The following is a 25721-nucleotide window of genomic DNA, read 5'->3' on the forward strand; positions in this document are numbered from 1 at the left end:
TAGCGATCTTATTGCGATTGAATTAGGGGAACTCCAGTCACTTTCTGTATTTCATCAAAGTTGACGTCATGAGCCAGTTCTATCAGTTTTACCCCTTGAGGCGTGATATCCAAAACCCCTAGATCTGTAATCACGCGATGAACGACTGCTTTACCTGTAAGGGGCAGTGAACATTGCGGAACAATTTTTGGGGTGCCATCTTTGGCACAATGTTCCATTAGCACGACGACTTTTTGTACGCCAGCCACCAAATCCATTGCTCCTCCCATACCTTTGACTTTTTTCCCTGGAATCATCCAATTCGCAAGATCACCTTGCTCAGAGACTTCCATAGCGCCAAGTATAGCTATATTCACGTGCCCACCACGGATCATGGCAAATGAATCAGCACTGGAAAAGAATGCAGCGCCTGCTCGCGCCGTAACAGTTTGCTTACCCGCATTAATCAGGTCAGCATCTACGGTTTCTTTTGTTGGAAATTCGCCAATTCCCAGCAAACCATTTTCAGATTGGAGCCAAACATTGATATTTTCAGGAATATAGTTCGCAACCAATGTTGGCAATCCAATCCCTAAATTGACATAAAATCCATCTTCGAGTTCCAAGGCAGCTCGTTGTGCCATTTCATTACGCGTCCATGCCATAACTTATGCCTCCGCCTTTAAGGTCATTTGTTCGATTCTTTTTTCTGGTGTGGTGTTAAGAACGATACGATTTACATAAATGCCGGGCAAATGTATCGAATCGGGATCGAGCTCACCGATCTCTACAATTTCCTCAACTTCAGCGACTGTGATTTTCCCAGCCATCGCACAAACGGGATTAAAATTTTGAGCTGTTTTCCTAAAGATTAGGTTACCTGCCTTATCTGCTTTATACGCTTTGACCAAAGCGACATCTGCAGTTAAAGAGGGTTCTAAAATATATTCTTTACCATTGAACTCACGTACTTCTTTACCTTCTGCAATCAACGTACCTACGCCTGTTTGGGTAAAAAATGCAGGAATCCCAGCTCCACCAGCACGGAGTTTTTCAGCCAAAGTGCCTTGAGGGGTTAGCTCGACTTCAAGTTCACCATTTAAGTATTGTCGCTCAAATTCTTTATTTTCTCCGACATAGGAAGAGATCATTTTTTTAATTTGTTTTGTTTCGAGTAGTAATCCCAAACCAAAACCATCTACACCTGCATTGTTTGAAATACAAGTCAGCTCTTTAGCTCCTGTTTGTTTCAGGGCAGCAATCAAAGCCTCAGGAATACCACATAAGCCAAAACCACCAACAGCTAAGGTTTGACCATCTTGAATGATATCGTTCAGTGCACTTTCAGCACTTTCATACACTTTGTTCGTCATTGAACACCTCATTGTATTTTTATTTTGTTCATCCTGAATCAGCTTCTGATCTTCATTATTTCATAATGCTGATACGTACTAAGCACATTTTTTTTGCCAATACGCATTGGCATAGTTAGATGGATTGTTTCGTTGCAAAACTTGACTAATGTTACGACTCGCAAGCATCAGGGCATCTAGGTCAATGCCAGTCTCATAGCCCATATTGGACAAGAGATAAAATAAGTCTTCAGTGGATACATTACCCGAAGCACCTTTGGCATAAGGACAACCGCCAAGTCCTGCAATCGATGAGTCAAATATGCGGATGCCTTGTGTCAGTGATTGATAGATATTGGCAATTGCCATGCCGTAGGTATTGTGAAAATGACCTGCTAAAAGTTGTGTTTCAATTCGTTCCAAACATGCATTCCAAACTTTGGCAACTCGATCAGGTGTAGCTGTGCCGATGGTTTCACCCAAGGATACTTCGTAGCAACCTAGATCGATTAACTTTGCACTGACTTCAGCAACCTTAGATGGATCAATTGGACCTTCATAAGGGCAGTCGACGATACATGAAACATATCCACGTACTTTAATATCATGTTGTTGAGCAAGCTGTAATACATCAGCAAACTTCTCAAAACTTTCCTCAATTGAACAATTTATATTCTTTTGAGTGAAGCTTTCAGAAGCAGCGGTGAAAACCGCAACTTCTTTACAGCCTACAGCTAAAGCTGACTCGAATCCCTTAAGGTTTGGTGTCAGTAAGCTGAACTGGATATCTTCATCATGTGGTAGGCTAGCATAGAGTTGATCACTTTCTGCCATTTGAGGTACCCACTTTGCAGATACACAAGAACCGACTTCGATATTCTTCAAGCCAGTTTTCATCAAATCAAGAATAAGATTGCGTCTGTCTTCGAATGTTAAAGGTATTTTTTCATTCTGAAGACCGTCACGAGGTCCAACTTCAACGATTTTCACAAAATTATCGTGATTTGGTGTGGTTTGATTGGTTGTTTTCATCATGCCGCATTCTCCTCAGCAGCTTGAAACTCAACCAGCTCATCACCAGCTTTCACTTGATCACCTTGTTGGAAATAAGCTGCGACTACGACACCATCAAATGGTGCACGTATAGCGTATTCCATTTTCATTGCTTCTAACGTTAATAACACTTCATCTTTTTTTACACGTTGATTTGCTGAAACAAATACTTGTGTCACTGCACCCGGCATTGGTGCTTTTAGATTTGAGTCAGATGAGGCTTGATCATCTGTATTAAAATTAGGTTTGATGAGTTCAAATTTAAAAGTCTGCCCATTTTTAAAGAGGGTGACCGCATCATTGGTTTTTTTGAAACTGATTTTCTCTTGACCAAAAGAGGTATAGATCGCTATGAGATTTTCATTGAGCAACTGACCTGAGATAGCGTAGCTTTGGCCATCAAGCTGTGCTTCGAACCCTTGCGAAGTTGAGATAAATTCAACTTGATACGTTTGTCCGAGATGTTCAAGTTTTATCGGTGTACGCGCATCAACATTATTTCTCCAAAGGGGTTTTGCTTTCCAAACTGGATGGCTTGTACGCTTGGATTCATTTAACTGAGAATGCAGTTCAATAAATGCTGCTGTGACAATTGTTTCAGCCGAAGAAGGGGTAGTGGTTTTAAATAGGAACTCATCTTCACGCTGAATTAAATTGGTATCTAGATTGGCATTTTTGAAAGAGTCACATGCCACTAAGCGATCTAAAAATGCAATATTGTTGCCTAAGCCTTCGACATGAAAGTGGCTCAAAGCATGATGCATCTGGACGAGAGCTGCTTCACGGTTTTCTCCCCATACGATGAGTTTAGCAATCATTGGATCATAGAACGTTGTGATCTCATCACCTTGCACAATGCCACTATCAACACGGACACATTCATTTTGAGTCGGATAATGAAGATAATTAATTTTTCCAATTGCTGGGAGAAATCCTTTCTCTGGCTCTTCTGCATAAACACGAGCTTCAAGGGCATGGCCATGAATTTTTAATTCAGACTGTTGTTTTGGCAAAGGTTCACCATAAGCAACACGTAATTGCCATTCAACCAAATCTTGTCCTGTGATCATTTCCGTCACAGGGTGTTCAACTTGAAGGCGAGTGTTCATTTCCATGAAGTAAGCTGTACCATCTTGCTCAACAATGAACTCAACCGTTCCAGCACCGACATAGTCTACTGCTCGGGCAGCATTAATCGCAGCTTCACGCATCGCTTCGAGTTTAACTTCGGCCATTTTAGGGGCTGGGGCTTCCTCTAGGACTTTTTGGTGACGGCGCTGCACAGAGCAATCACGTTCAAAGAGGTGAACATAATTGCCATGTTTGTCACCAAAAACTTGCACTTCAATATGACGAGGATTGACAACATAACGTTCAATTAGAACGTCATCATTGCCAAAGCTTGATTTCGCTTCACTTTTGCATGAGTTCAGTGCAGGAAGAAAGTCTTCAGCACGCTCAACTAAGCGCATGCCTTTACCACCACCACCTGCACTGGCTTTAATCAGCACAGGATAACCAATCTGATCAGCTTGTTGTTTAAGAAAATCTGCATCTTGATTGCTGCCATGATACCCAGGTGTGAGTGGTACACCTGCTTTTTCCATCAATGCTTTAGATGTTGCCTTTAAACCCATGGCTAAGATGGCAGCCACTGGAGGCCCTATAAAGGTGATGTTGTTTTTTTCACAAGCTTCCGCAAATTGATCATTTTCAGATAGGAAACCATAACCTGGATGGATGGCTTCAGCTCCTGTTTTAAGTGCAGCTTGAATAATACGATCTGCTTGTAAATAACTTTGTGCAGCAGGGGATTCACCAATATAAATAGCTTCATCGGCTAATTTGACATGCTGCGCTTGGGTATCTGCATCTGAGTAAACTGCAACCGTTGCGATACCTAATTTTTGTGCACTACGAATCACACGACATGCAATTTCGCCACGGTTTGCAATGAGAATTTTTTTAAACATATTGAATTCCTTTTTATTGTTCTGCCGTTGCTTGAATCCATGCTGGGCTTTGTTTATTTAAAAAAGCAGTTAAGCCATTTTTGGCTTCATCACCTTGACGTACGTGCGCAATGTGTTGGGCGGTTTGAATCAGTAAATCTTCTGTGACTTCTTGATGATCAACTAAACGAATCAAAGACTTTGATGCAGCTTGAGCTTCAGGGCCACCAAGCAAAATTGCATCAATGATTTCCGATACGGTGGCATCCAACTGTTCTGGCTGACAAACTTCATGGACGAGACCAATATGCTTTGCTTGCTCTGCAGAAATACGTTCAGCCGTGAGAAAGTATCGAGATGCTTGACGAGCACCGATGGCACGGATCACGTATGGACTAATCGTTGAAGGTGCTAAACCTAATCTCACTTCTGAAGTGGCAAACTTAGCATCAATGGAAGCCACACAAATATCGCATGCTGAAGCAAGCCCCATGCCGCCGCCAAATGCAATACCATGGACACGTGCAATAGTCGGTTGTTTCAGCGTGGCTAAACTTTGTAACATTTTGGCAAGTTTCAAAGCATCCTCTTCATTTTCCACTTTTGATGCTTGACCTGCTTGCTTCATCCAATTAAGGTCCGCACCTGCAGAAAAGCTTTTACCACGACCTGCCAAAACGACAACACGAACGTCATCATCAGCATTTAAAGTTGTGAAACAGTGATTCAGCTCTTCTATCACTTGTGTATTGAATGCATTGTGTAATTCAGCACGATTAATCCAAACGGTCGCAACTTGGCGTTCAATTTCAAGCTGTAAAAATTCATAACTCATGTCATTTTCTCCTTACATGCGGAACACGCCGAACTGAGTTGGTTCAATGGGTGCATTCAATGCAGCAGCCAAACTCAGACCTAAGACATGACGTGATTCTGCTGGATCAATCACACCGTCATCCCATAAACGTGCAGATGCATAATAAGGATGTCCTTGCTTTTCAAATTGATCACGATAAGGTTGTTTGAATTGATCTTCTTCTTCAGCTGACCAAGTTTCACCACGTTGCTCAATTTGATCACGCTTAATCGTGGAGAGAACACTAGCAGCTTGTTCACCGCCCATCACGGAAATACGTGAATTCGGCCAAGTCCATAAGAAGCGAGGAGAATATGCTCGACCGCACATTCCATAGTTGCCTGCACCAAAAGAACCACCGACCACCAAGGTGATTTTAGGAACATTTGCGGTCGCTACTGCCATCACCAATTTAGCTCCGTTTTTGGCAATACCTTCATTTTCATATTGGCGACCAACCATGAAACCGGTGATGTTTTGGATAAAGAGCAGTGGAATATTGCGTTGCGTACATAATTCGATGAAATGCGCGCCTTTCTGTGCAGACTCTGAAAATAAAATTCCGTTATTGGCAATGATTCCGACCTTCATGCCGTAGATAGATGCAAAACCTGTAATTAAGGTTGTACCAAAACGAGCCTTAAATTCATCAAGTCTTGAACCATCCACGATACGTGCAATCACTTCACGGATGTCAAAGGGTTTGCGTGAGTCACTCGGAATGACACCATAGAGTTCTTCAGCACTATAAAGTGGTTCTTCAATTTCGGTCTTAAATGCTTTCGGTTCGATATTTAGGTTTTGAACAATATTGCGTGCAATTTGAATCGCATGTTCATCACTTTCTGCAAGATGATCTGCGACACCAGATAAACGGGTATGAACATCGCCACCACCAAGGTCTTCAGCAGTCACCACTTCACCTGTTGCAGCTTTTACCAAAGGTGGACCACCGAGGAAAATCGTACCTTGATTGCGGACAATAATCGTTTCATCGGACATGGCAGGGACATATGCGCCACCCGCAGTACAACTCCCCATAACCACGGCTATTTGTGCAATACCTTTACTCGACATGCGTGCTTGGTTGTAAAAAATTCGTCCAAAATGATCGCGATCAGGGAATACTTCATCCTGCATTGGCAGAAATGCACCGCCTGAGTCGACCATATAAATACAAGGAAGATGATTTTGTTCAGCAATTTCTTGCGCACGTAAATGTTTTTTTACAGTTAAAGGATAATATGTACCTCCTTTAACTGTTGCATCATTGGCAACGATCATGCAAGTCACACCATGCACTTGACCAATACCTGCAACCACACCTGCAGCTGGAACATCGTCAGCATAAACTTGATAAGCAGCGAGTTGACCAATTTCAAGAAAGGCAGTTCCTGCATCAATGAGTTGATCGATGCGCTCACGCGGTAATAATTTGCCACGTGCTAAATGTTTCTGACGTGCTTTTTCTCCACCGCCTAAGGCAATGGTGTGAGCTTGTTTTTTTAAGTCTGCGACCAATTCAAGCATCGCAGCTTGATTGATTTTAAACTCTTCACTACGTGGATTGATTTTGCTTTTAATTTCGTTCATCAATGACTTCCTTGTATTAACTTGAATTATTTGGTTTCGTTGAATAACTCACGACCAATTAACATGCGTCGAATTTCAGAAGTTCCTGCACCAATTTCATAAAGTTTGGCATCACGCCATAATCGACCCGTGCTGTAATCATTGATATAACCATTGCCCCCAAGGGTTTGAATTGCTTCACCAGCCATCCAGGTTGCTTTTTCAGCTGAGTAGAGAATGGCACTTGCTGCATCTTTACGTAAACCACGATCATGATCAGCTTTGTCACACGCTGCACCCACGGCATAAACCAAAGCCTTGCTTGCCAACCATGTAGAATACATATCCGCAATTTTGCCTTGCATGAGTTGGAATTCACCTAAACATTGACCGAATTGCTTACGTTCATGGATATATGGAATAACAACATCTAAACATGCATCCATAATGCCTAGAGGTCCACCACTGAGAACTGCACGTTCGTAATCCAATCCACTCATGAGCACTTTTGTACCGTTACCTACACCGCCCATGACGTTTTCTTTAGGCACTTTGACATTGTCAAAGAATAGGGGATAAGTATTTGAACCACGCATCCCGAGTTTGTCTAAGTGGCTACCATGACTAAAGCCATCCATACCTTTTTCAATGATGAAAGCGGTCATGCCTTTGGCACCAGCATTGATGTCGGTTTTGGCGTAAACCACCAACACGTCAGCATCTCCACCATTGGTAATCCACATTTTTGAGCCATTAAGTACAAAGTGATCACCATGCTCTTCAGCACGTAATTTCATACTAACGACATCTGAACCCGCATTCGGTTCAGACATTGCCAAAGCGCCGACATATTCGCCAGAAATTAATTTAGGAAGATATTTTTGTTTTTGTTCTTCGCTACCATTACGGTTAATTTGATTCACACAAAGATTTGAATGTGCCCCATATGAAAGTCCAATGGAAGCAGATGCTCGTGAAATTTCCTGCATGACAATGATATGAGCCAAATAACCCAGATTGACACCACCGTATTCTTCACTCACGGTAAGTCCAAGTAACCCCATATCACCAAATTTTTTCCATAAGTGAGCTGGAAATAAGTTGTCTTGATCAACTTGTTGAGCAATAGGTGCGATTTCCTTTGCACAGAATGCAGCTACAGAATCACGTAAAGCGATTAGTGTTTCGTCTAGTCCAAAGTCGATACTCTGTAAATTCATTTTCATTCATCCTAAAATTTAATTTTTATTTCCAGTGAAGCATTTTGTCCTTGCTTGAGAAATACAATACAGTTATTTTTTAAAAAAGTGAATATAGATTCAGAAAATGATTTATAATTCATTTTAGTTGATTGGGTGAACAATTATGAGTTATAAAAGATCCACTTTGATGCAAGAGCGTATGGAGCAAAATCGTCAATCGATATTGCAATCCGCGCGCGAACTTATTGCGGGTGGTGGTTTTAAAGATGCACAAGTGCAAGCGATTGCAGATAAATCTGGTGTCTCGAGTGGTTTGGTCTATCGCTATTTTGAGAACAAAAATCAGATTTTGATTGAAGTGCTTTCACAGGCCATCAAAGGTGAGGTCGATATTCTGAATCAGATTGCAAAAAATGATTGGACTTCGACTGAGAAGTTGACAAAGGCCGTCACTGCTTTCGTAAAACGTGCTCTGAATAGCCCTCAACTTGCATATTCACTCATGTTTGAGCCCGTAGACCCAACGATTGAGCATGAACGTTTTAGAAGTAAGCAACTGATAAAACAATCCATTAAGGAGATTCTTGCCGAAGGAAAGGTCAATGGTGAGTTCGAATTTGAAGATTTAAATACAGCTGCATTATGCGTGGTTGGTGCGATGACATTCGTTGTGATTGAACCTTTAAATCCATCGCGTAATGTGATGTTTGATGACGGTTATAAAGGTTATTTCGTTAAGCAAATTGCAGACTTTTGTGTCAATGCAGTTAAGGCAAAGGAGGAAAATTAATTTAATTCACACAAAAGGATGTCGTGTTTAAACGAGTAATCGCGTAATTAATAACGAAATATTGGATTGATATAAGAAAATAGAATCAAGGAGTATGATTCAATGACGCAATTACGACTCAGTTATGCCTATGGCACCAGTGAGCAACCCTTATTGGGTATGACCATAGGCCATAAATTTGATCAAGCATGCCTACAATATGCCGATCAGGATGCTGTGGTCAGTGTGCATCAAAATGTACGTTTGACCTATCAGCAGTTACAAGAGAAAGTAAATGCTTTTGCATGTAGTTTATTAAAAATCGGTTTAGAAAAGGGAGATCGTCTAGCGATTTGGTCCCCTAATTGTGTGGAATGGACGATCGCACAATTTGCAGCCTTCAAGGCTGGAATTATTTTGGTCAACTTAAATCCTGCGTATAAAAGCTACGAGCTAGAATACGTACTCAATCGAGTATCTTGCAAAGGATTAATCATTGCATCGACCTTTAAGACGACCAATTATCAAGAAATTTTGACGCAAATTGCACCAGAAATTTTGCATACGACCAATGGCGTTTTAAATGCTGAAAAATTGCCGCATTTAAAGTATTTGATCAAAATAGATGATCAACAACATACTGGGTTTTATCGCTTTAGTGATTTATTGGTTGAACCGACTTCAGAGCAGTTAGATCAACTTAATGAGATAGCATCTGGTCTTCAATTCGATGAAACCATCAATATCCAGTTTACCTCCGGAACGACAGGTAGCCCCAAAGGGACCATGCTGACACACAATAATATTCTGAATAACGGGTATTTTGTGGGAGAGGCAATCAAACTGACTTCTCAAGATCGAGTTTGTATTTCTGTACCGTTATTTCATTGCTTTGGTATGGTGATGGGTAATCTCGCCTGTATTACACATGGATCAACCATGATCTATCCATCAGCTGTATTTAATCCTCTTGATAGTCTTAAAGCGATTGAACAAGAGAAATGTACCGCGGCATATGGTGTGCCTACCATGTTTATTGCCATGCTTGATCATGAGCAATTTGACGAATTTGATTTGACTACATTGCGTACTGGCATTATGGCTGGCAGTCCATGTCCAAAAGAAATCATGAAGCGCGTCATTGAGCGTATGCATATGCGAGATATCACGATTTGTTATGGCATGACTGAAACAGCGCCAGTAAGTGCACAAAGTTCGATCAAAGATTCGCTAGAACAACGAGTGAGCACTGTTGGTCGAGTTCATCCACATATCGAAATTAAAATAGTCGATGAACACGGTAAAGTAGTGCCTCGTGGCAAACTCGGAGAGTTGTGTGTACGAGGATACTCAGTCATGCTGGGCTATTGGGATGAAGAAGAAAAAACACGAGAAGTCGTAGATGTCGCAAAATGGATGCATACCGGTGATATCGCTGAAATGGATGATGAAGGCTTTATCAAAATCAAAGGTCGCATTAAAGATGTTGTGATTCGGGGAGGTGAGAATTTATTCCCTAAAGAGATTGAAGACTTCTTATATAAACATCCTGCTGTTAGCGATGTCCAAGTGATTGGACTTCCTGACCCGAAATATGGCGAAGAGTTATGTGCTTGTATTATTTTGCATGAAGGACATGAATGTTCTGAACAAGTGATCAAAGATTACTGCAAAGCCAATATCTCACATAATAAAGTGCCACGATATGTACATTTTCTTAAAGAGTTCCCAATGACTGCTTCTGGTAAGGCTCAGAAGTTTAAACTCCAAGAATATATGCGTGAGCAACTCAATATTTTTGATGAGAGTGCTTAATCGTCATTGAGTAATATTTTTAACTTCAAGCTAGAAAAACAACAAAGCCGAACTTAGTTCACTAAGTTCGGCTTAATTTTAAAAAATAGTAGAAGAGCGATATGGCAAAGAATTTTGATCACCCAAAAATCGTAGAAAACTATGATGAACATATCAGGCAGCTCATACCAGGATATGAACTGATGCATCTACATATATTAGCGCTGCTTGAAACTCATCTCAAAGAAGAGGCTAAAATTGCCATTGTCGGGTGCGGAACTGGATTTGAACTGAATTATTTATTAGATCATTTTCCAAAGGCGGAGTTTGTTGTGTTTGATCCATCGGCAGCGATGCTTGAAAAAACAAAACAGATCGTTCAGTTTAAGCAGCAAATGCACCGAGTCATAATTCTGCAAGGTGACACGACGGTGCTCCAGAAATATTCTGAAAATTTTGATGCAGTATTGAGTATTTTGGTTTTTCATTTTGTTTCACATGCATACAAAAAGAGTTTTTTAGGTGATATTTACCATGCTTTGAAACAAGATGGTGTGGTTCTGAGTTTCGATCTGATGCAATTCGAAGAACCAAATGATCAGTTAGTATTAAAAAATTTGGTGACAAAAATAGGATTAAGTGAAAAACAAAGTCAGGTCATGTTGGAAAGAATACATGATGACTTTAATTTAATGACGGTGAAAGAGATTAAGAATCTATACCTTCAGGCTGGTTATCAAAATTTAAGAACTTTTTGTCAAATGTCTAATTTTTATGGATTAAAAGCAGTAAAGTGATAATTTCATATTTAGAATAACTTATTCATTTTATCTTATATGAAAATCGTACAAATGGTTATATATCTAAAATGAAAAAGGATTATGATAAAAGTATTGTTTTATGAATATAAGGATTGTTCATGACCACAGAGACTCAATTTCCACAAACTTCAAATCGCGGAATCGCGGTATACAGTAATAACGCTGAAGCGATTGGTAATACACCGCTTATTCGCATTAATCGTGTAGTACAGGGTGGGGCTACAGTTCTTGCTAAAGTGGAAGCACGTAACCCAGCATTTTCAGTAAAATGCCGTGTTGGTGCTGCTTTGATTGCAGATGCAGAACAACGTGGTGTGCTTAAAGCAGGCATGCATATTGTTGAACCGACGAGTGGTAATACAGGGATTGCGCTAGCTTTTGTTGCTGCTGCTAAAGGTTATGACATCACACTGACTATGCCTGCAAGTATGAGTATCGAGCGCCGTAAAGTACTCAAAGCATTGGGTGCTCATTTAGTATTAACCGATCCAGCTAAAGGGATGAATGGTGCTGTTCAAGAAGCAGAACGTTTAGTTGCTGAGAACCCAGAGCTTTATTATTTACCTCAGCAATTTGAAAACCCAGCAAATCCTGCCATTCATGAAACTACAACTGGACCTGAAATTTTTGAAGCAACGGGTGGTAAGGTTGATATTTTAGTGGCTGGTGTAGGTACGGGAGGTACGATCTCTGGTATTTCGCGTTATTTTGAGAAAGTTAAAAATCAAGCCCTTTACTCAGTTGCAGTTGAACCAGCAGACTCACCAATTATTGGACAAGCGAAGCGTGGCGAAACACTCACTCCGGGACCACATAAAATCCAAGGCATTGGTGCAAACTTTATTCCTAAAAACCTAGATTTAGATTTGGTGGATGAAGTTATCGCGGTTGAAAATCAAACAGCAATTGATTTTGCTCGTCAATCTGCAATCAAAGAAGGGATTTTTGTGGGGATTTCAAGTGGTGCAGCATTAGCGGCCGCTCATGAACTTGCTCAACGTCCTGAAAATGCAGGTAAAACCATAGTGGTGATTTTACCTGATGCTGGAGAGCGCTATTTATCTTCAGTTTTATTCGAAGATATATCAGCAGATTAATGAGAAAGTCAAAGCATTCTAAAAAAACGGTCTTCATGGCCGTTTTTTTGTGATTTATTCGATTCAAACAATTTTAAACTCTTTTTAAGTTACCAATCATTTTAAATTTATTACATCACACGACTATTTTCACAGTTTTGAACGCGATATCTTTAAGCGAATTTTTTCTAATAAAAAAATGAATGAACGACTTTAATCATCCTATTTATATTATCGGCGCTGGTGTTGCAGGATTAAGTTGTGCTCAGCATTTAAAATCAGCAGGATTTAATGTTGTTGTTTTAGAAGCACGTGATCGTATAGGTGGGAGAATACATACACAAAACATTGATGGTCATTGTTTTGACCTTGGTGCATCATGGATACATGGTATTGATAATAATCCGATATGGAAAATTGCAGAGTCCAATCGGATCAATACTCAAGTTTTTAATTATGATCAAGTGGATTATTTTCATGCCAATGGTCAGCCATTTACCGAACAAGAGAGCTTAGAATTTGAAAAATGCCTTCGTGATGTTCAGAAGGTTTTTCAAAATAAATCAAAAGAGCAGGATATCTCCGCTTTTGAGCAACTTGAGAATTTTTTAGGAACGATACGTTTTCAACTTCATTATTTTGATCGAGACGTCATCACACAAAAAATTAAGCAGTATTACTCAAGGCTTGCCAATGATCCTTTTGCGACTGATTTAGAGCAATTAGCCCATAATTTTATGGATTTTGAAGGCTACTTCTCAGGCGATGAAGTGATATTCTCAAAAGGTTATGAACAGATTGTTAAAGTTCTGGCTACTGATTTAGAGATTCATACGAATGCAGATATTGTTGAAATCGATCATGACTCTCATCAAGTGCAGATAAAAACAGCATGTGGACAGCTTTACATAGGTTCTCAAGTTGTGGTGACAGTTCCACTCGGTATTTTAAAGCAAGATAAAATTAAGTTTGAGCCGCCTTTGCCTAGTGGATTAGTCCGATCGATTCAAAAGCTGGGTTTTGGATCTTTCAATAAAATATTTATACAATTTTCAAAAGCTCTAGAATTTAATGGGAATGCACTTAAACACAATACGGCATTTTTTTGGGATGAGCGTGAGCTGTATAGTATTTTAGATTTTAGTCGTTTATATAATAAACCGACTTATCTACTTCTCGTTGGAGGTACAAAGTCAGAATGGGTTGATCAAGCAACGGATCAACAGGTGCATGAATATATCAAGAAAATATTGAAGATTTGCATGCACTCCAATGAAATTCAGAACATCATAATTACCCGCTGGGGGAGTGATCCGTTTAGTTTAGGTTCATTTAGTTTTCCAAAAGTTGAACATACTAAAGATGATGTAGAGATCTTTAAAAAAGAGCATCCAGCGCAAGTATATTTTGCAGGTGAACATTGTCATACCGATTATGCAGGCACTGTGCATGGTGCATATCTGTCAGGTCGTGATACTGCTAATTTAATTATTCGTAATGGCTTAAATATAAAGCTGTAACTGATGTACAGTTACAGCTTTATTTAGTTAGTATGAGTGAGTTGAGAAATTAACCTGAACTCACATTAATACATGTCCATATTCTTCGCGAAGTTTTCTTTTTAGCATTTTTCCAGTGCCGCTAAGCGGTATGGCATCGACAAAAATCACTTTATCTGGAGTTTGCCATTTAGCAATTTTATCAGCATAGTAATCAATGAGTTGTTGTTCAGTGATTTGGCTATTAGGATGTTTAACGGCGATTAAGACAGGTCTTTCATCCCACTTTGGATGTTGTGCTGCGATGACCGCAGCCATCGCAATTTCTGGGTGACCCATTGCGATATTTTCAAGCTCTACAGAAGAGATCCATTCTCCACCAGATTTAATCAAGTCTTTGGCACGATCACTAATATGCAGATAGCCATCAGCATCTATAGACGCAATATCTCCAGTATCAAACCATCCATCACTGGTCAATGGTGAGTCGGACTGACCAAAGTATTTGTCAACAATCCAATGTCCTTTGATTTGTAAATTACCAATAGTCTCACCATCATGTGGAACAAGATCGGTTCCTCTTTCTTCAGACACTAAACGAATCCTGACTCCAAACGGCGGGCGACCTTGGGAAAGACGTAGATTTGCTTGTTGATCCTGAGAAAGTTGTTTATGTTTGGCTTTGAATTGATTGGCAGTGCCAAGTGGACTAGCTTCAGTCATCCCCCATGCATGAATGGTTTCACAATCATATACATCACGGAATGTCGCTAACATGCTTGGTGGGCAAGCCGAGCCACCAATGACATTACGTTTTAAAGAGGTCAGTGAACTGTTCATTGCTTTTGCAGCAATCAACAAGCTTTGCCAAATGGTAGGAACACCAAGTGCAACAGTCACTTCATATTGATCAATGAGTTTAACTAGACTCTCACCATCAAGACCCGGCCCTGGTAATATAATTGAAGCACCTACCATCGCTGCGGCATAAGGTGTTCCCCATGCATGAACGTGAAACATCGGAACTACAGGTAAAATAATATCTTTGGCTGATAGATTGAGTGAGTCAGGTAAGCTGGCCGCTAAACTGTGAAGAACAGTTGAGCGATGAGAATAGAGAGCACCTTTAGGATTGCCTGTTGTTCCAGAGGTATAACATAGTGAACTTGCAGTGGTTTCATCAAATTCAGGCCATGTATATTCTGCAGTTTGACGTGCAATTAAATCATCGTAGAACAAGACTTCGGGTAAGGATTGACGAATCTTTTCATCAGGTGCATCTAAGCAAATGAAATGTTGCACAAGGGGAATATGTGCTTTTATTCCTGTAATCAAAGGTAGGAATGTTTTATCAAAAATAATCGCTTTATCTTGTGCATCATTAATAATGAAAATCAGTTGTTCTGGAAATAATCTTGGGTTAATGGTGTGACAGATTAAACCACTACCAGAAATAGCATACCAAGCCTCTAAATGACGATGATTGTTCCAAGCTAATGTTGCAATACAATCGCCGTGAATGAGTTTAAGTTCATTCAATGCCTTTGCACCACGTTTAGCATTATCCGATACATCGCCCCAATTGGTTTCGTAAAGTGTGCCATCGGTGTTTTTTGAAACGATCAGGGTGTCTTTATGAAATTCAGCAGCATGTTCTAGTAAACTGCTGATTAATAAAGGTTGAAACATCATACGTCCGTGCATGCAAAGCTCCTGCTATTGATCATTTAAGTTGTTATTTTGAGTTGATTATACTTATGTAAGGTGAGTGCTCACGATTAACGTAACACTCACTGATGACCTAGAAATACACTAAATTATGCAGTCAGTAAAGAACCAACTAATTTACGGATTGAAACCAAAGGTTTACGCTCTGGAATGATGACCCCAGCAGTTTTAAGGTCTGACACGAGTTCAGCGCGGAAGTCATTATAGTCAACCTCTGCTGCATGACGTTGACCGCCTTCAAAGTTGTAATGTGGATGATCTAACTCATGCTGAATCGCTTTTTTCATATCAGCAGGACGTTTATATTTTCCTAAGATTTCCTGACATGCCAAATTGGCTTGATGATCTGAAATTGGCCAAATACAACCTAGTGGCTGGAATAAACCAATGAAATAAAGATTGTCATGTTCTGCATGCATCATTTTACGGTAAAGCGGTAATTTTTCAGCATGTTGGAAATCTATAAAATCTTTATCGAAGAAAGGGAAGACGGTCCAGAAACCAGTACAACAACAAATAATATCAAACTCTTGTTGAGTACCATCGACGAATTCTACAATTTTACCATTGAGACGCTTGATCGCTGGTTTTGGTTTGATTTTACCGTGACGCACATAGTCAATGAAGTCAGAGTTCGCCGTTGGATGTTGTGTCAGCATCGGTTTGTCATTTACAGGCAAGCCAAAATCTGCGTAATTTCCACTGAATGCTTTTACCAATTTGGTCAGAATTTTTTGGCGCATTTTGGGCGGAAGTTTTTCCATTGACTTGACGAGTATGTCTGCGGGATGTCCAAACATAAATTTTGGAACAAACCATTGTGGACTGCGCATCGATATATACACATCTTTTGAGACACGTGCTGATTCTACGGCAACATCACAGCCTGAATTACCTGCACCAATGACTAAAATTTTCTTTCCACGCCAGTCGTCATTTACACCTTTAAAATCATGTGAATGCATCCACTTGCCAGTAAATTCACCTTCATACTCAGGGTATTTCGGTTTCCAGTGATGACCATTGGCAACCATTAAATAGTCATATATTTTCTGTTGTTCTTTACCTTGATCATCGGTGTAATCCACCACCCATTTTTTATTTTCATTTTTATGAATATGGTTAATAGTGTGATGAAATTTAATCTTGTCATATACACCAAAATGTTTGGCATAATTTTCAAAATACTGCTGCAAATGATCATGTCGTGGATAATCAGGGTAACTGTCTGGCATTGGATAATCTTCATATTCAGACATTGTACGCGAGCTAATAATGTGTGTATTCTCATAGACTGAAGAATGACCAGTTTTAGAATTAAACACCCAATTCCCACCGACTTTGTCATTCTTCTCGAAGATATCGTATGCAATACCATTTTGTTGACAATTTTTAGCAGCCGTAATTCCTGACGGACCTGCACCAATGATACAGACTGTGTTCATATTCATATCCTTGAATGATGTTCTTTTTATTCATAACCAACTATAGTTGGTTTTATGACTATAATCGATTTATTTTTAAACAGCAAGACAGGGGATTTGTTTAAATGCTTTTTGATGAAATTAAGCTTCCTGTACAAAAAAGAAGTAAAGCAAGGTTAGAACTTGTATTAGAAACAACGAAGAAAATATTAGAAGAACAAGGCATCAATCACTGTACTATTCCCGAAATTGCAGCACAGTCCGATCTTCCTAAGATTACGATTTATCAATACTTTCCAACAGTTAATCATTTGTTCAGCATATTGGTGAAACGTTATTTAGATGAACTGCAGGCCTATGTTTTGTTTAAAAATGAGTGCTATCAAACTTGGTCAACACGTGATATTTGTTTGGATCTAATTTCTAAGGTGGCTGAGTTCTACAATTCAAATCCTGCTGCAAGTATTTTGATTCTGGGTGGGCCAGTACATGTTGATGGTTTTAATTTACAGGAAATCGTCATTGAGAAGATTGCTCATGATTTACAAGCGGTATTTGAGCAGAAAGTTCATCCGCTGAAATTGAATAGAAAAGAGGAAGCGGTGTATTTGGTTGAAATGGTTTTTGCATTAATGAAACACAGCTACTATCAGCATCAACAAGTCACTGATGACATTCTAAAAGAATGCCATTTCATCAGTGAATTTTACTTAAGCAGTAAGGGATATAACTACCACCTTTAAAAGTTTATTTTAGTTTTTCCAAAAAATGTTGATGCGCTGTGATGAGTTGATCAAAAACGGGCGAATGGAATAGATCGAAGTGACCGCAGACGAACTCACGATATTCACCTTGTTTTAGTTTTTGTGCGAGTTTACGTGTTGCTTTGATAGGAATAAGTGAATCTAGTTCCGCACCTGACACAAAAACAGGGCATTGAATTTTATGTACGATCATTGTTGGTCGGTATAAACCAATGGTTGCAACGATTCGAGCTGGTACAGCATTTTTCCAATGTATCCCGTCTGGGATCAGTCGATAATATGCATCATAGCAATCTTCACCCGCCAAAATGGCAAACCGATCTTTTGCAACTACAGGCATGGTTTTGACTCTACCTATTTTTGCTAGGGCTAAATCTTGTAATGCAATCATGGTTGCAGGCAATAAATATTTTTTCGGATACAGTGTCAAGCTCGCTAAACCATCAACGTGTGGAAAATTAGAGATCACTGCTTTAAAGGTGTGTTCACTTGCTAATGTTAGAACATGCGCACCACTGAACGAATACCCCCATAAAATGATATTTTTTTTCGGGATATAGAATCGGGATTGAATATAGTCGATAACGACGTTCCAATCCTGAAGTTGACTATTTTTATCGACAAGATGCTGAACAGGACCACTGCTTAATCCAAAACCAGAATGATCAAATACGCATAAGTTATATCCCAATTCTGCATAAGCTTCAGCGAAAGAGTTTAAGCCACAGCTTTTTTCTCCACCTAAGCCATGAGCCATAATGATGATACTAGAATCTTTTGTGATCGGCTCTGGCATATATAAATCCGCTTGGATTTGATAGCTGCCATTCGGAATGAGTAATTCTTGAGTTTGCATCGTGGTTATCCTTAACACTTTTTTATTTTTTAAACCCAACTCAGGTTGGTTTAAGCATATCGTTATGCAGTATAAAAGTCTATTTGATGTCAAATCGTTCAGAAAATTTTAAGCCTGATTGATTTAAATACATTTTTATTCGATGTATTCGTATGAGTTTTTTCTATCGCAAGCAATGTATCGCCTTAATCTTGAGCTATTTCATTTTGGTCAATCTATTTCCAGTACATGGTGCAGTCGACATGAAATTGATTCAATTAGGCTTAAATTCAAAAGGAGTGTTCTATTTAAAAGATGCATTTTGGCCAAGTGTAGTCGGGCATGAATGGGTTAAATATGTGCTAATCGCGATGTACTGCAGTATGCTGATATCTGCAGTCATGGTTGCTCATCCCAAATCGAGAAATCAACGTTTGGAAACCTCTAAAAATTACATCACAATTTTTGCAGTTGCTTTAATTTCAATTATTTTAATAGCGTTGTTCAAATCACAGTCGAACTTGATGTGTCCATGGGATGCAGCTCAACCTCAGGGAATGACAGTTGTCTGGAGTCTCATTAGTAAAGTTGGGCATTGTTTTCCTGGAGGTCATGCTTCTGCAGGTTTTGCATTATTGAGTGCAATTCTCTTGGGAATGCTTATGGGATGGACACAAATGCTCAGAGGAGCGCATTTTTTTAGTCATAATCTTTGGACTGGTTGGCTGATTTGGATGTTCAATGTCGTAATATTTAGTCTAAAAGAAAAGGTTAAATTAGCCTAAGCAATTAATGTAGTTTAATTTCCACTCTCACCAATAAACCACCTAATTGAGGGCTGCGATCAAAGATAAGATTACCCCCCATACGTTCTACCGCTTTTTCAACAATTGATAAACCTAAGCCACTACCAATTTCTTGATGTTGCTCAACTCGATAAAATCTTTTTTTAATACGTTCATAGAGATCTGCTGAAATTCCTGGGCCACTATCTTCGACTTGAATGATAGCTATATCATTCTCTTGAAATGTCGAAACATTAATGATGCCATTGGGAGGCGTGTATTTAATCGCATTCTCTATTAAGTTGGTTAATATTGAATCTATAGCAGATGAATAATTTATAATTTGAACGTGTTCATAACGTTCCATACCTAAATCGATTTCTTTGGCTAAAGCTAAATGAATCAATTGTTCAATAGATTGATAAGCACGTTCATCTAACCGAATACTCATTTTTTTCTCGTTACTGGCATTCAATGAATCTTGTTGAGCGAGATTTAAAAGCTGTCCGACCAAATGCTGAGTTCGGTGTAAACCATTATTCATTTTGATTAATGATTCGTGATGGGGGAGCTCTTTGAGTAAAATTTTAGTTTGAAGATTTAATGCTGTAATTGGTGTTCTTAATTCGTGAGCGGCGTCTGCAATAAATTGTTTTTGTTCTTGTTGGGCATCAGAGATCCTTTGAAATAATTGATTGATTGCTTGAATGCTGGGTACTAGCTCAATAGGGTACTGTTGAGGGTCAATTACGGTCAGCTCATTTGGTTTACGTGTACTTAATTCGGATTTAAATTGCTCAAATGGAGCAAAATTTCTTCTAATTATAAAACCTAAGCCATAAATCGCGAAGGGCATAATGATTAAATAAGGTAAAAACATGTTGATTGCGAGCTCTATGGCTAAAGCTTGTCGAACAGAGTCTTGTTGGCTCACTTGAACTTGAACAGTTTTCAATGGAATCACATAGGTATGCCATTTACCATAATGATTAGTGTGATGATAAAAACCTGAGTTAGCGACGGGCTCAACCAACTGTTTAAACTTTTCGTGTAAATGTGATTGTTGGTCATAGGCCCAAACATCTACAAATAAATCTTCTTCATGGTACTGTTTTAAATGTGAAAATTTACTCTTTACAGGATCTGGATTAAATTTTGCAACACGCTCTGCCAGATTTTTCAGCTGAGCATCAAGTATTTCATTTGTTTCTTCTAAAGCTGTTCTATAGGCTGAAAAAACCAATATGCATCCCATCACCACACTAAAAATTGAGGTAAATACAACAAGTTGCTTTTGTAAAGAGTAGGGTTGCGTCATGTATCAATTCTTGATTTATGGTGTAGGCTGACCTAGCCGATAACCTAATCCTCGCACATTACGAATAAAATTTTTACCTAATTTTGAGCGTATGCGATGAATATAGACTTCAATGGTATTACTGCTGATTTCATTTTCAATATCATACAGTTTTTCTTCAAGATTAGACTTCGAAAAAATCTTATTTGGATAAGTTAAGAGTGGAATTAATAAAGCCCACTCACGGTTTGAAAATTCAACCGTCTGATTTTCAAAACTCGCGATATGTTGTTCAAGATCTAACCTGAGTCCGCCAAATTCTAAAATTTGTTTTATCTGAGATGTATTTTGTTGAGATGCACGTCTGAGTATGGCGTGAATACGCGCTAATAACTCCTCAAACTCGTATGGTTTTACTAGATAATCATCAGCGCCTTGATTTAATCCATCGATACGGTGCTGAAGTTGATCTCTTGCTGAAATAATGAGTACAGGAATTGAAGGAAATAGTGAGCGAAGATGTTTGAGTACTTGCATGCCATCCATCATAGGTAATCCAAGATCGAGCAGCACTAAATCAAATGCTTGTTGATTTAATTGTTTTAAGCCATCGATGCCATTATTGACCCAGACTACTTCAAATGATTGATATTGGAGCAACTTTTGAGATGACTCTGCAATCATAAAGTCATCTTCAATCATCAGGATTTTATTCATATTAGGCTCTGTTCTGTAATTGAGGTTTGCATTGTTGGCTGAGGTCCAATGCGGGTTGTAATGTTGTAGTATGAATATTCAATAAACTTAACATGGTGTGAAAGACATTGTCTTGGCTAAGTACATCATTTTTCTGAGATTCAATGCATCGTACAGTTGACGCTTGATGTTTTCGCCATGCTGTTGAAAACGACATGATCATCGGGACATGAGTTTGTTGTGATGGTGCAATTTGATAAGGGGCGCCGTGTAAATAGATTCCATGTTCACCCGTGGATTCACCATGATCTGATAAATACCATAAAGCGGATTGAAATTGAGTTTGTTTGTTTAATAAATTGATTGTCGAAGCGAGAATATGGTCTGTATATACAATTGAATTATCATACGTATTGATCAGAGCTTGTTGACTACATCCCTGAATTGCGCTGGTGTTACAGGTCGGCTGAAAGGGTGTGTATTGATGAGTGGACCGTTTATAGTAAGCTGGGCCGTGACTTCCCATTTGATGGAGTACGATAAGTCTTGGCGTTTTATCATTTTTGGGAATGGCTTGAATATAGGCATTAAGACTAGCAATCAATATTTCATCTTTACATTCACCCTTAGAATCGCACCATTGCTTACGAATAGATTCGGGAATTTCATAACGCTCAACCCGATTACAAACTTCTTTGCATCCTGAATTGTTATTGATCCACGTTACTTTGTAGCCCGCACGTTGAATAATATCGAGTAAGTTCTCCCGTTGTCTTGCGACTTTTTCTGTATATGCTTGTCGAGTCATACCAGAAAATAAACAAGGTACGGATACCGCCGTTGCAGTACCACAGGAACTGACGTTACGAAAATTGATTATATTTAATTTGCTTAATTCTGGATTTGTAGCTCGATCATATCCATTCAACTGAAAACTTTCTGCACGTGCTGTTTCTCCTATCACTAAAACCATCAGTTTTGGAGTTTGATGGGTCGCCGTTTGAATAAGTTGGTGTGCATCACGTCCGTAGGGGTGAATAGTCGTATTTTTGGGAGGTTGAAGATGTTTATAATAACTGAAGGAGGCTGCAACGACATTTTGAGGACTGATCATCCCTTTCAACTCTCTGTTTTCTCTAAAAATAGCTGCATAGTCAACATAATATAAATAAGCGCAACCTAACACTAAAACTAAACTGATTGCACTGTGTAACATTTTCCTGCAAAGGGTATGAGAAAACGTTGATTTTTTGATATTCACCCAATAAATAAAAAAAAGAGGCGCTAAAATAAAAAATACAACCCAAATAAATAATCTTATATTTATCAGATCAAATGCTTCCATCGTATTGGTTTGCATCATATTTTGAATCTGATCAGCATTAATAATAATGCCTAAACTACTTACAAAATATGCAGACATACCGCCTAATACAATCCAGATACTTGCAAATATCTTTACGTTCAATCTCCAATGAATAAGATTGAAAATAAAAAAATAAGCGGCTGTGATTAAGACAGATGAACCTATTAAAAAAAGAATTGCTGGGTAACCTTGATAAGGTGTGAGTGAAGTAAGTTGTTTGTAGAACGCAATATTTAAACCAATGCCAACCCATATTGAGAGTACTAAATTGAATAGTGCTAGGCTTATCGTTGGTTTTTTCCATTGCTGAATGATAGATGTGTAGCGCATGCGATGAGTTCTAATATTTAACTACGCTGAGATTAGGTTTTATTTCTTAAAATTTACTGAATAAATGATTGAAGTCTAGGGCATAAAAAAAGCCAGACTGGTGGAGCAATCTGGCAAAGCGTCAAGATGAGTCACCCGTGACAAGTGATGTTTCCTGAGTTCAGGTTTGAGTTGTTCCGAACTTAAGCCTGAATAAATTCAGCCACAGCTTGGTTAAACGCCTGTGGTTGTTCAACATTCGAAATGTGCGAAGCATTAATCTCAACAAGTTGACTACCCGCAATCGCTGCTTGCATAAACTGACCATCTGCCACAGTGGTCACAGGGTCTTGTTGACCTGCAATAATCAATACAGGAATCGAAATCTGTTTGAGTTGTTCACGCACATCCGCCTTAGCCAAAGCTTCACAGCAGCTTGCATAACCTTCAGGGCTGCCAGCTCCTAAGTCGTTTGAAAGTTTTTCAATCACTGCTGGGTTGCTTTGGATAAAGGGATCTGTAAACCAACGACCTGCAGCCGTTGATGCAATCGGTGCTAAACCTTGTTCACGAACCAATACGGCACGATCATTCCAAGCATTTTCATTGCCAATTTTAGCGGCGGTATTACACACAATCACATGACTAAAGCGTTGAGGATGATTAATCGCTAACCATTGACCTGTCAAACCACCCATCGAAATACCACAGAATGCAGCTTTTTCAACATTTAAATGGTCGAGTAAATTCACCACATCTTGACCAAGTTGATCAATGGTATATGGACCTTGAGGCGCGTCCGATGCACCATGACCACGCGTGTCATAACAAATCACATAATGAGAAGCTTTAAAAAACTCAATTTGTGATTGCCACATGCTGAAATTTGTCCCTAAAGAGTTAGAGAAAACAAGAGCAGGCTTGCTTGAATCACCAAAAGTTTGATAATTGATTTGCGCATCATTTGAAGAAAAAGTAGGCATAGAATCCCTCCCGACCTCCCTTGATAAAAGGGAGGGGGTTTTTAATAGTTAAACACGTTCAATAATTAAAGCGATGCCTTGACCCACACCGATACACATAGAGCACAATGCATATTTGCCACCAGTTGCTTCAAGTTGATTCAGTGCAGTCGTCACCAAACGCGCACCTGATGCACCCAATGGATGACCCAGTGCAATTGCACCACCATTTGGGTTTACACGTGCATCATCGTCGGCCAAACCTAGGTCACGTGTACACGCCAATGCTTGTGCTGCAAACGCTTCGTTCAGCTCAATCACATCCATTTGCTCTAGTGTTAAACCGGTTTGAGCCAGTAACTTTTTAATCGCAGGTGCAGGACCAAAGCCCATAATGCGAGGTTCAACCCCAACGGTGGTTGCACCAATCACTTTGGCACGAGGTTTTAAACCATATTTTTCTACAGCTGCATCAGACGCAATCAGAATCGCAGCAGCACCATCGTTAATGCCTGATGCATTACCTGCGGTTACTGTACCGTCTGCTTTTACAACAGGTTTTAACTTAGTTAACGCTTCTAAAGTGGTTGATGCACGAGGATGTTCATCTTTTGCCACCACAACCGCATCACCTTTACGCTGTGGAATAGTCACAGGCACGATTTCTTGATCAAAGAAACCACGTGCTTGCGCTGCAGCCGTACGTTGTTGGCTGGTTAAAGCAAATTGGTCTTGATCAGCACGGCTAATATTGAACTGTTCAGCCACGTTTTCAGCCGTTTGCGGCATAGTTTCAACACCATACATTTCTTTAAGCTTCGGGTTGATAAAACGCCAGCCCATGGTGGTGTCTTCAATCTTTTGACTACGACCAAATGCACTCTCAGATTTACCCATCACAAATGGAGCACGTGACATAGATTCAACACCACCTGCCACAATCACGTCAGCTTCACCAGCTTTAATGGCACGCGCGGCCATTGCTACGGTATCGAGTGATGAACCACATAAACGGTTGACTGTGGTTGCAGGTACTGTATAAGGAATACCTGCTAAAAGCGCCGACATACGACCGACGTTACGATTATCTTCACCGGCTTGGTTGGCACAACCAAATAAAACGTCATCGACGACACTCCAATCCACAGAAGGATTACGTTCCATTAACGCTTTTAATGGCACTGCACCTAAGTCATCCGCACGGACAGGCGCTAAACCACCGGCATAACGACCAAAAGGCGTACGGATAGCATCAATGATGTATGCGTTTTTCATAGTGTAAGATCCTAAAACCAGTCTTAAGCCTGAGTGGCATCAATGAGTTTGGCACCCGTCATCGATTGAAGCTCTTCAAAAGATAAGCCTTCAACTTTCTCAATGACTTTCATGCCATCTGCCGTCACATCAATCACACAAAGATCGGTGTAAATGCGGTCTACACATTTCAAACCTGTCGCAGGATAAGTCAGCTCAGCAACGATTTTAGGTTCGCCTTTTTTAGTGACATGATCGGTGGTAATAAAGACTTTTTTCGCACCCACGGCTAAGTCCATTGCACCACCCACAGCAGGGATGGCATCAGGTGCACCGGTATGCCAGTTTGCAAGATCACCATTTTCAGCGACTTGGA

23 protein-coding genes are annotated in these 25721 nt (G+C 39.6%); 7 read left to right on the forward strand and 16 right to left on the reverse strand.

Translation table 11 applies throughout. The features are described 5' to 3' along the window. Positions 1-8: 8 nt before the first annotated feature. The 7 genes from AC1M9I_RS12585 to AC1M9I_RS12615 all read right to left on the reverse strand — a co-directional run bounded on the left by AC1M9I_RS12585 (position 9) and on the right by AC1M9I_RS12615 (position 7984). The gene (locus AC1M9I_RS12585) at positions 9-644 is read right to left on the reverse strand and encodes a CoA transferase subunit B (RefSeq protein ID WP_092768415.1); all 636 of its coding nucleotides are present in this window, start codon (positions 642-644) and stop codon (positions 9-11) included. Positions 645-647: 3 nt separating this feature from the next. Continuing rightward, positions 648-1352 carry a CoA transferase subunit A gene (locus AC1M9I_RS12590; protein WP_092768413.1) on the reverse strand — a complete coding sequence of 235 codons (705 nt, stop codon included), beginning with the start codon at positions 1350-1352 and terminating at the stop codon, positions 648-650. Positions 1353-1430: 78 nt separating this feature from the next. After that, positions 1431-2363, reverse strand: a complete 933-nt coding sequence (locus tag AC1M9I_RS12595; RefSeq protein WP_481593967.1) for a hydroxymethylglutaryl-CoA lyase — start codon at positions 2361-2363, stop codon at positions 1431-1433. Next, positions 2363-4357 carry an acetyl/propionyl/methylcrotonyl-CoA carboxylase subunit alpha gene (locus AC1M9I_RS12600; protein WP_481593948.1) on the reverse strand — a complete coding sequence of 665 codons (1995 nt, stop codon included), beginning with the start codon at positions 4355-4357 and terminating at the stop codon, positions 2363-2365. Before AC1M9I_RS12600 ends, AC1M9I_RS12595 begins: the two co-directional genes overlap by 1 nt. Before the next feature lie 13 nt (positions 4358-4370). Next, positions 4371-5171: an enoyl-CoA hydratase/isomerase family protein gene (locus tag AC1M9I_RS12605; RefSeq protein ID WP_481611126.1), complete on the reverse strand. Its 801-nt coding sequence runs from the start codon at positions 5169-5171 to the stop codon at positions 4371-4373. A gap of 12 nt (positions 5172-5183) precedes the next feature. After that, a complete protein-coding gene (locus AC1M9I_RS12610; RefSeq protein ID WP_481587949.1) occupies positions 5184-6785 on the reverse strand; it encodes a carboxyl transferase domain-containing protein in 1602 nt (533 codons plus the stop codon). Positions 6786-6811: 26 nt separating this feature from the next. Then, on the reverse strand, positions 6812-7984 hold the full coding sequence (locus tag AC1M9I_RS12615) for an isovaleryl-CoA dehydrogenase (RefSeq protein WP_481595169.1): 1173 nt from the start codon (positions 7982-7984) through the stop codon (positions 6812-6814). Between the two features lie 145 nt (positions 7985-8129). Here AC1M9I_RS12615 and AC1M9I_RS12620 point away from each other — a divergent pair, with 145 nt between their 5' ends. The 5 genes from AC1M9I_RS12620 (at position 8130) to AC1M9I_RS12640 (ending at position 13946) form a co-directional block, all read left to right on the forward strand. Continuing rightward, positions 8130-8756 carry a TetR/AcrR family transcriptional regulator gene (locus AC1M9I_RS12620; RefSeq protein ID WP_092768402.1) on the forward strand — a complete coding sequence of 209 codons (627 nt, stop codon included), beginning with the start codon at positions 8130-8132 and terminating at the stop codon, positions 8754-8756. A 102-nt stretch (positions 8757-8858) separates the two neighbouring features. Beyond that, on the forward strand, positions 8859-10550 hold the full coding sequence (locus AC1M9I_RS12625; protein WP_481595170.1) for an AMP-binding protein: 1692 nt from the start codon (positions 8859-8861) through the stop codon (positions 10548-10550). Between the two features lie 101 nt (positions 10551-10651). Next, positions 10652-11326: a class I SAM-dependent methyltransferase gene (locus AC1M9I_RS12630; protein WP_481592301.1), complete on the forward strand. Its 675-nt coding sequence runs from the start codon at positions 10652-10654 to the stop codon at positions 11324-11326. A 122-nt stretch (positions 11327-11448) separates the two neighbouring features. Then, positions 11449-12447, forward strand: coding sequence for a cysteine synthase A (gene cysK, locus AC1M9I_RS12635; protein WP_481595171.1), 999 nt, complete (start codon positions 11449-11451; stop codon positions 12445-12447). Positions 12448-12629: 182 nt separating this feature from the next. Further along, a complete protein-coding gene (locus tag AC1M9I_RS12640) occupies positions 12630-13946 on the forward strand; it encodes a flavin monoamine oxidase family protein (RefSeq protein ID WP_481611127.1) in 1317 nt (438 codons plus the stop codon). Between the two features lie 60 nt (positions 13947-14006). On the opposite strand, the gene AC1M9I_RS12645 is transcribed toward AC1M9I_RS12640, so the two are convergent. Together AC1M9I_RS12645 and AC1M9I_RS12650 are read right to left on the reverse strand one after the other, a co-directional pair. Continuing rightward, positions 14007-15629, reverse strand: coding sequence for a long-chain-fatty-acid--CoA ligase (locus AC1M9I_RS12645; RefSeq protein WP_481595173.1), 1623 nt, complete (start codon positions 15627-15629; stop codon positions 14007-14009). A gap of 113 nt (positions 15630-15742) precedes the next feature. After that, positions 15743-17098: a flavin-containing monooxygenase gene (locus AC1M9I_RS12650; protein WP_218947418.1), complete on the reverse strand. Its 1356-nt coding sequence runs from the start codon at positions 17096-17098 to the stop codon at positions 15743-15745. A 104-nt stretch (positions 17099-17202) separates the two neighbouring features. On the opposite strand from AC1M9I_RS12650, the gene AC1M9I_RS12655 reads away from it, so the two are divergent. Beyond that, on the forward strand, positions 17203-17820 hold the full coding sequence (locus AC1M9I_RS12655; RefSeq protein WP_481595174.1) for a TetR/AcrR family transcriptional regulator: 618 nt from the start codon (positions 17203-17205) through the stop codon (positions 17818-17820). 4 nt (positions 17821-17824) lie between these two features. Here the strand turns inward: AC1M9I_RS12655 and AC1M9I_RS12660 are convergent, their stop codons facing one another. Next, positions 17825-18697 (reverse strand): alpha/beta hydrolase, encoded by an 873-nt coding sequence (locus AC1M9I_RS12660; RefSeq protein WP_481590880.1) that lies wholly within the window; start codon positions 18695-18697, stop codon positions 17825-17827. Positions 18698-18849: 152 nt separating this feature from the next. Here AC1M9I_RS12660 and AC1M9I_RS12665 point away from each other — a divergent pair, with 152 nt between their 5' ends. Next, positions 18850-19461, forward strand: coding sequence for a phosphatase PAP2 family protein (locus AC1M9I_RS12665; RefSeq protein WP_481595175.1), 612 nt, complete (start codon positions 18850-18852; stop codon positions 19459-19461). 4 nt (positions 19462-19465) lie between these two features. Here the strand turns inward: AC1M9I_RS12665 and AC1M9I_RS12670 are convergent, their stop codons facing one another. The 6 genes from AC1M9I_RS12670 to AC1M9I_RS12695 form a co-directional block, all read right to left on the reverse strand. Then, positions 19466-20779 carry an ATP-binding protein gene (locus AC1M9I_RS12670; protein WP_481587940.1) on the reverse strand — a complete coding sequence of 438 codons (1314 nt, stop codon included), beginning with the start codon at positions 20777-20779 and terminating at the stop codon, positions 19466-19468. Positions 20780-20794: 15 nt separating this feature from the next. Continuing rightward, positions 20795-21475 (reverse strand): response regulator transcription factor, encoded by a 681-nt coding sequence (locus tag AC1M9I_RS12675; RefSeq protein WP_179999736.1) that lies wholly within the window; start codon positions 21473-21475, stop codon positions 20795-20797. Position 21476: 1 nt separating this feature from the next. Next, entirely contained in the window at positions 21477-23150 is a 1674-nt protein-coding gene (locus AC1M9I_RS12680; protein ID WP_481611128.1) for a phosphoethanolamine transferase, read from the reverse strand. Between the two features lie 182 nt (positions 23151-23332). After that, entirely contained in the window at positions 23333-24112 is a 780-nt protein-coding gene (pcaD, locus tag AC1M9I_RS12685; protein ID WP_481595176.1) for a 3-oxoadipate enol-lactonase, read from the reverse strand. Positions 24113-24160: 48 nt separating this feature from the next. After that, entirely contained in the window at positions 24161-25366 is a 1206-nt protein-coding gene (gene pcaF / locus AC1M9I_RS12690) for a 3-oxoadipyl-CoA thiolase (RefSeq protein WP_481611129.1), read from the reverse strand. Between the two features lie 23 nt (positions 25367-25389). Then, positions 25390-25721, reverse strand: a 332-nt coding sequence (locus AC1M9I_RS12695) for a CoA-transferase (RefSeq protein WP_481594661.1), incomplete at its 5' end; no start/stop codon positions are given.

This window comes from Acinetobacter sp. ANC_7553, assembly GCF_056779895.1.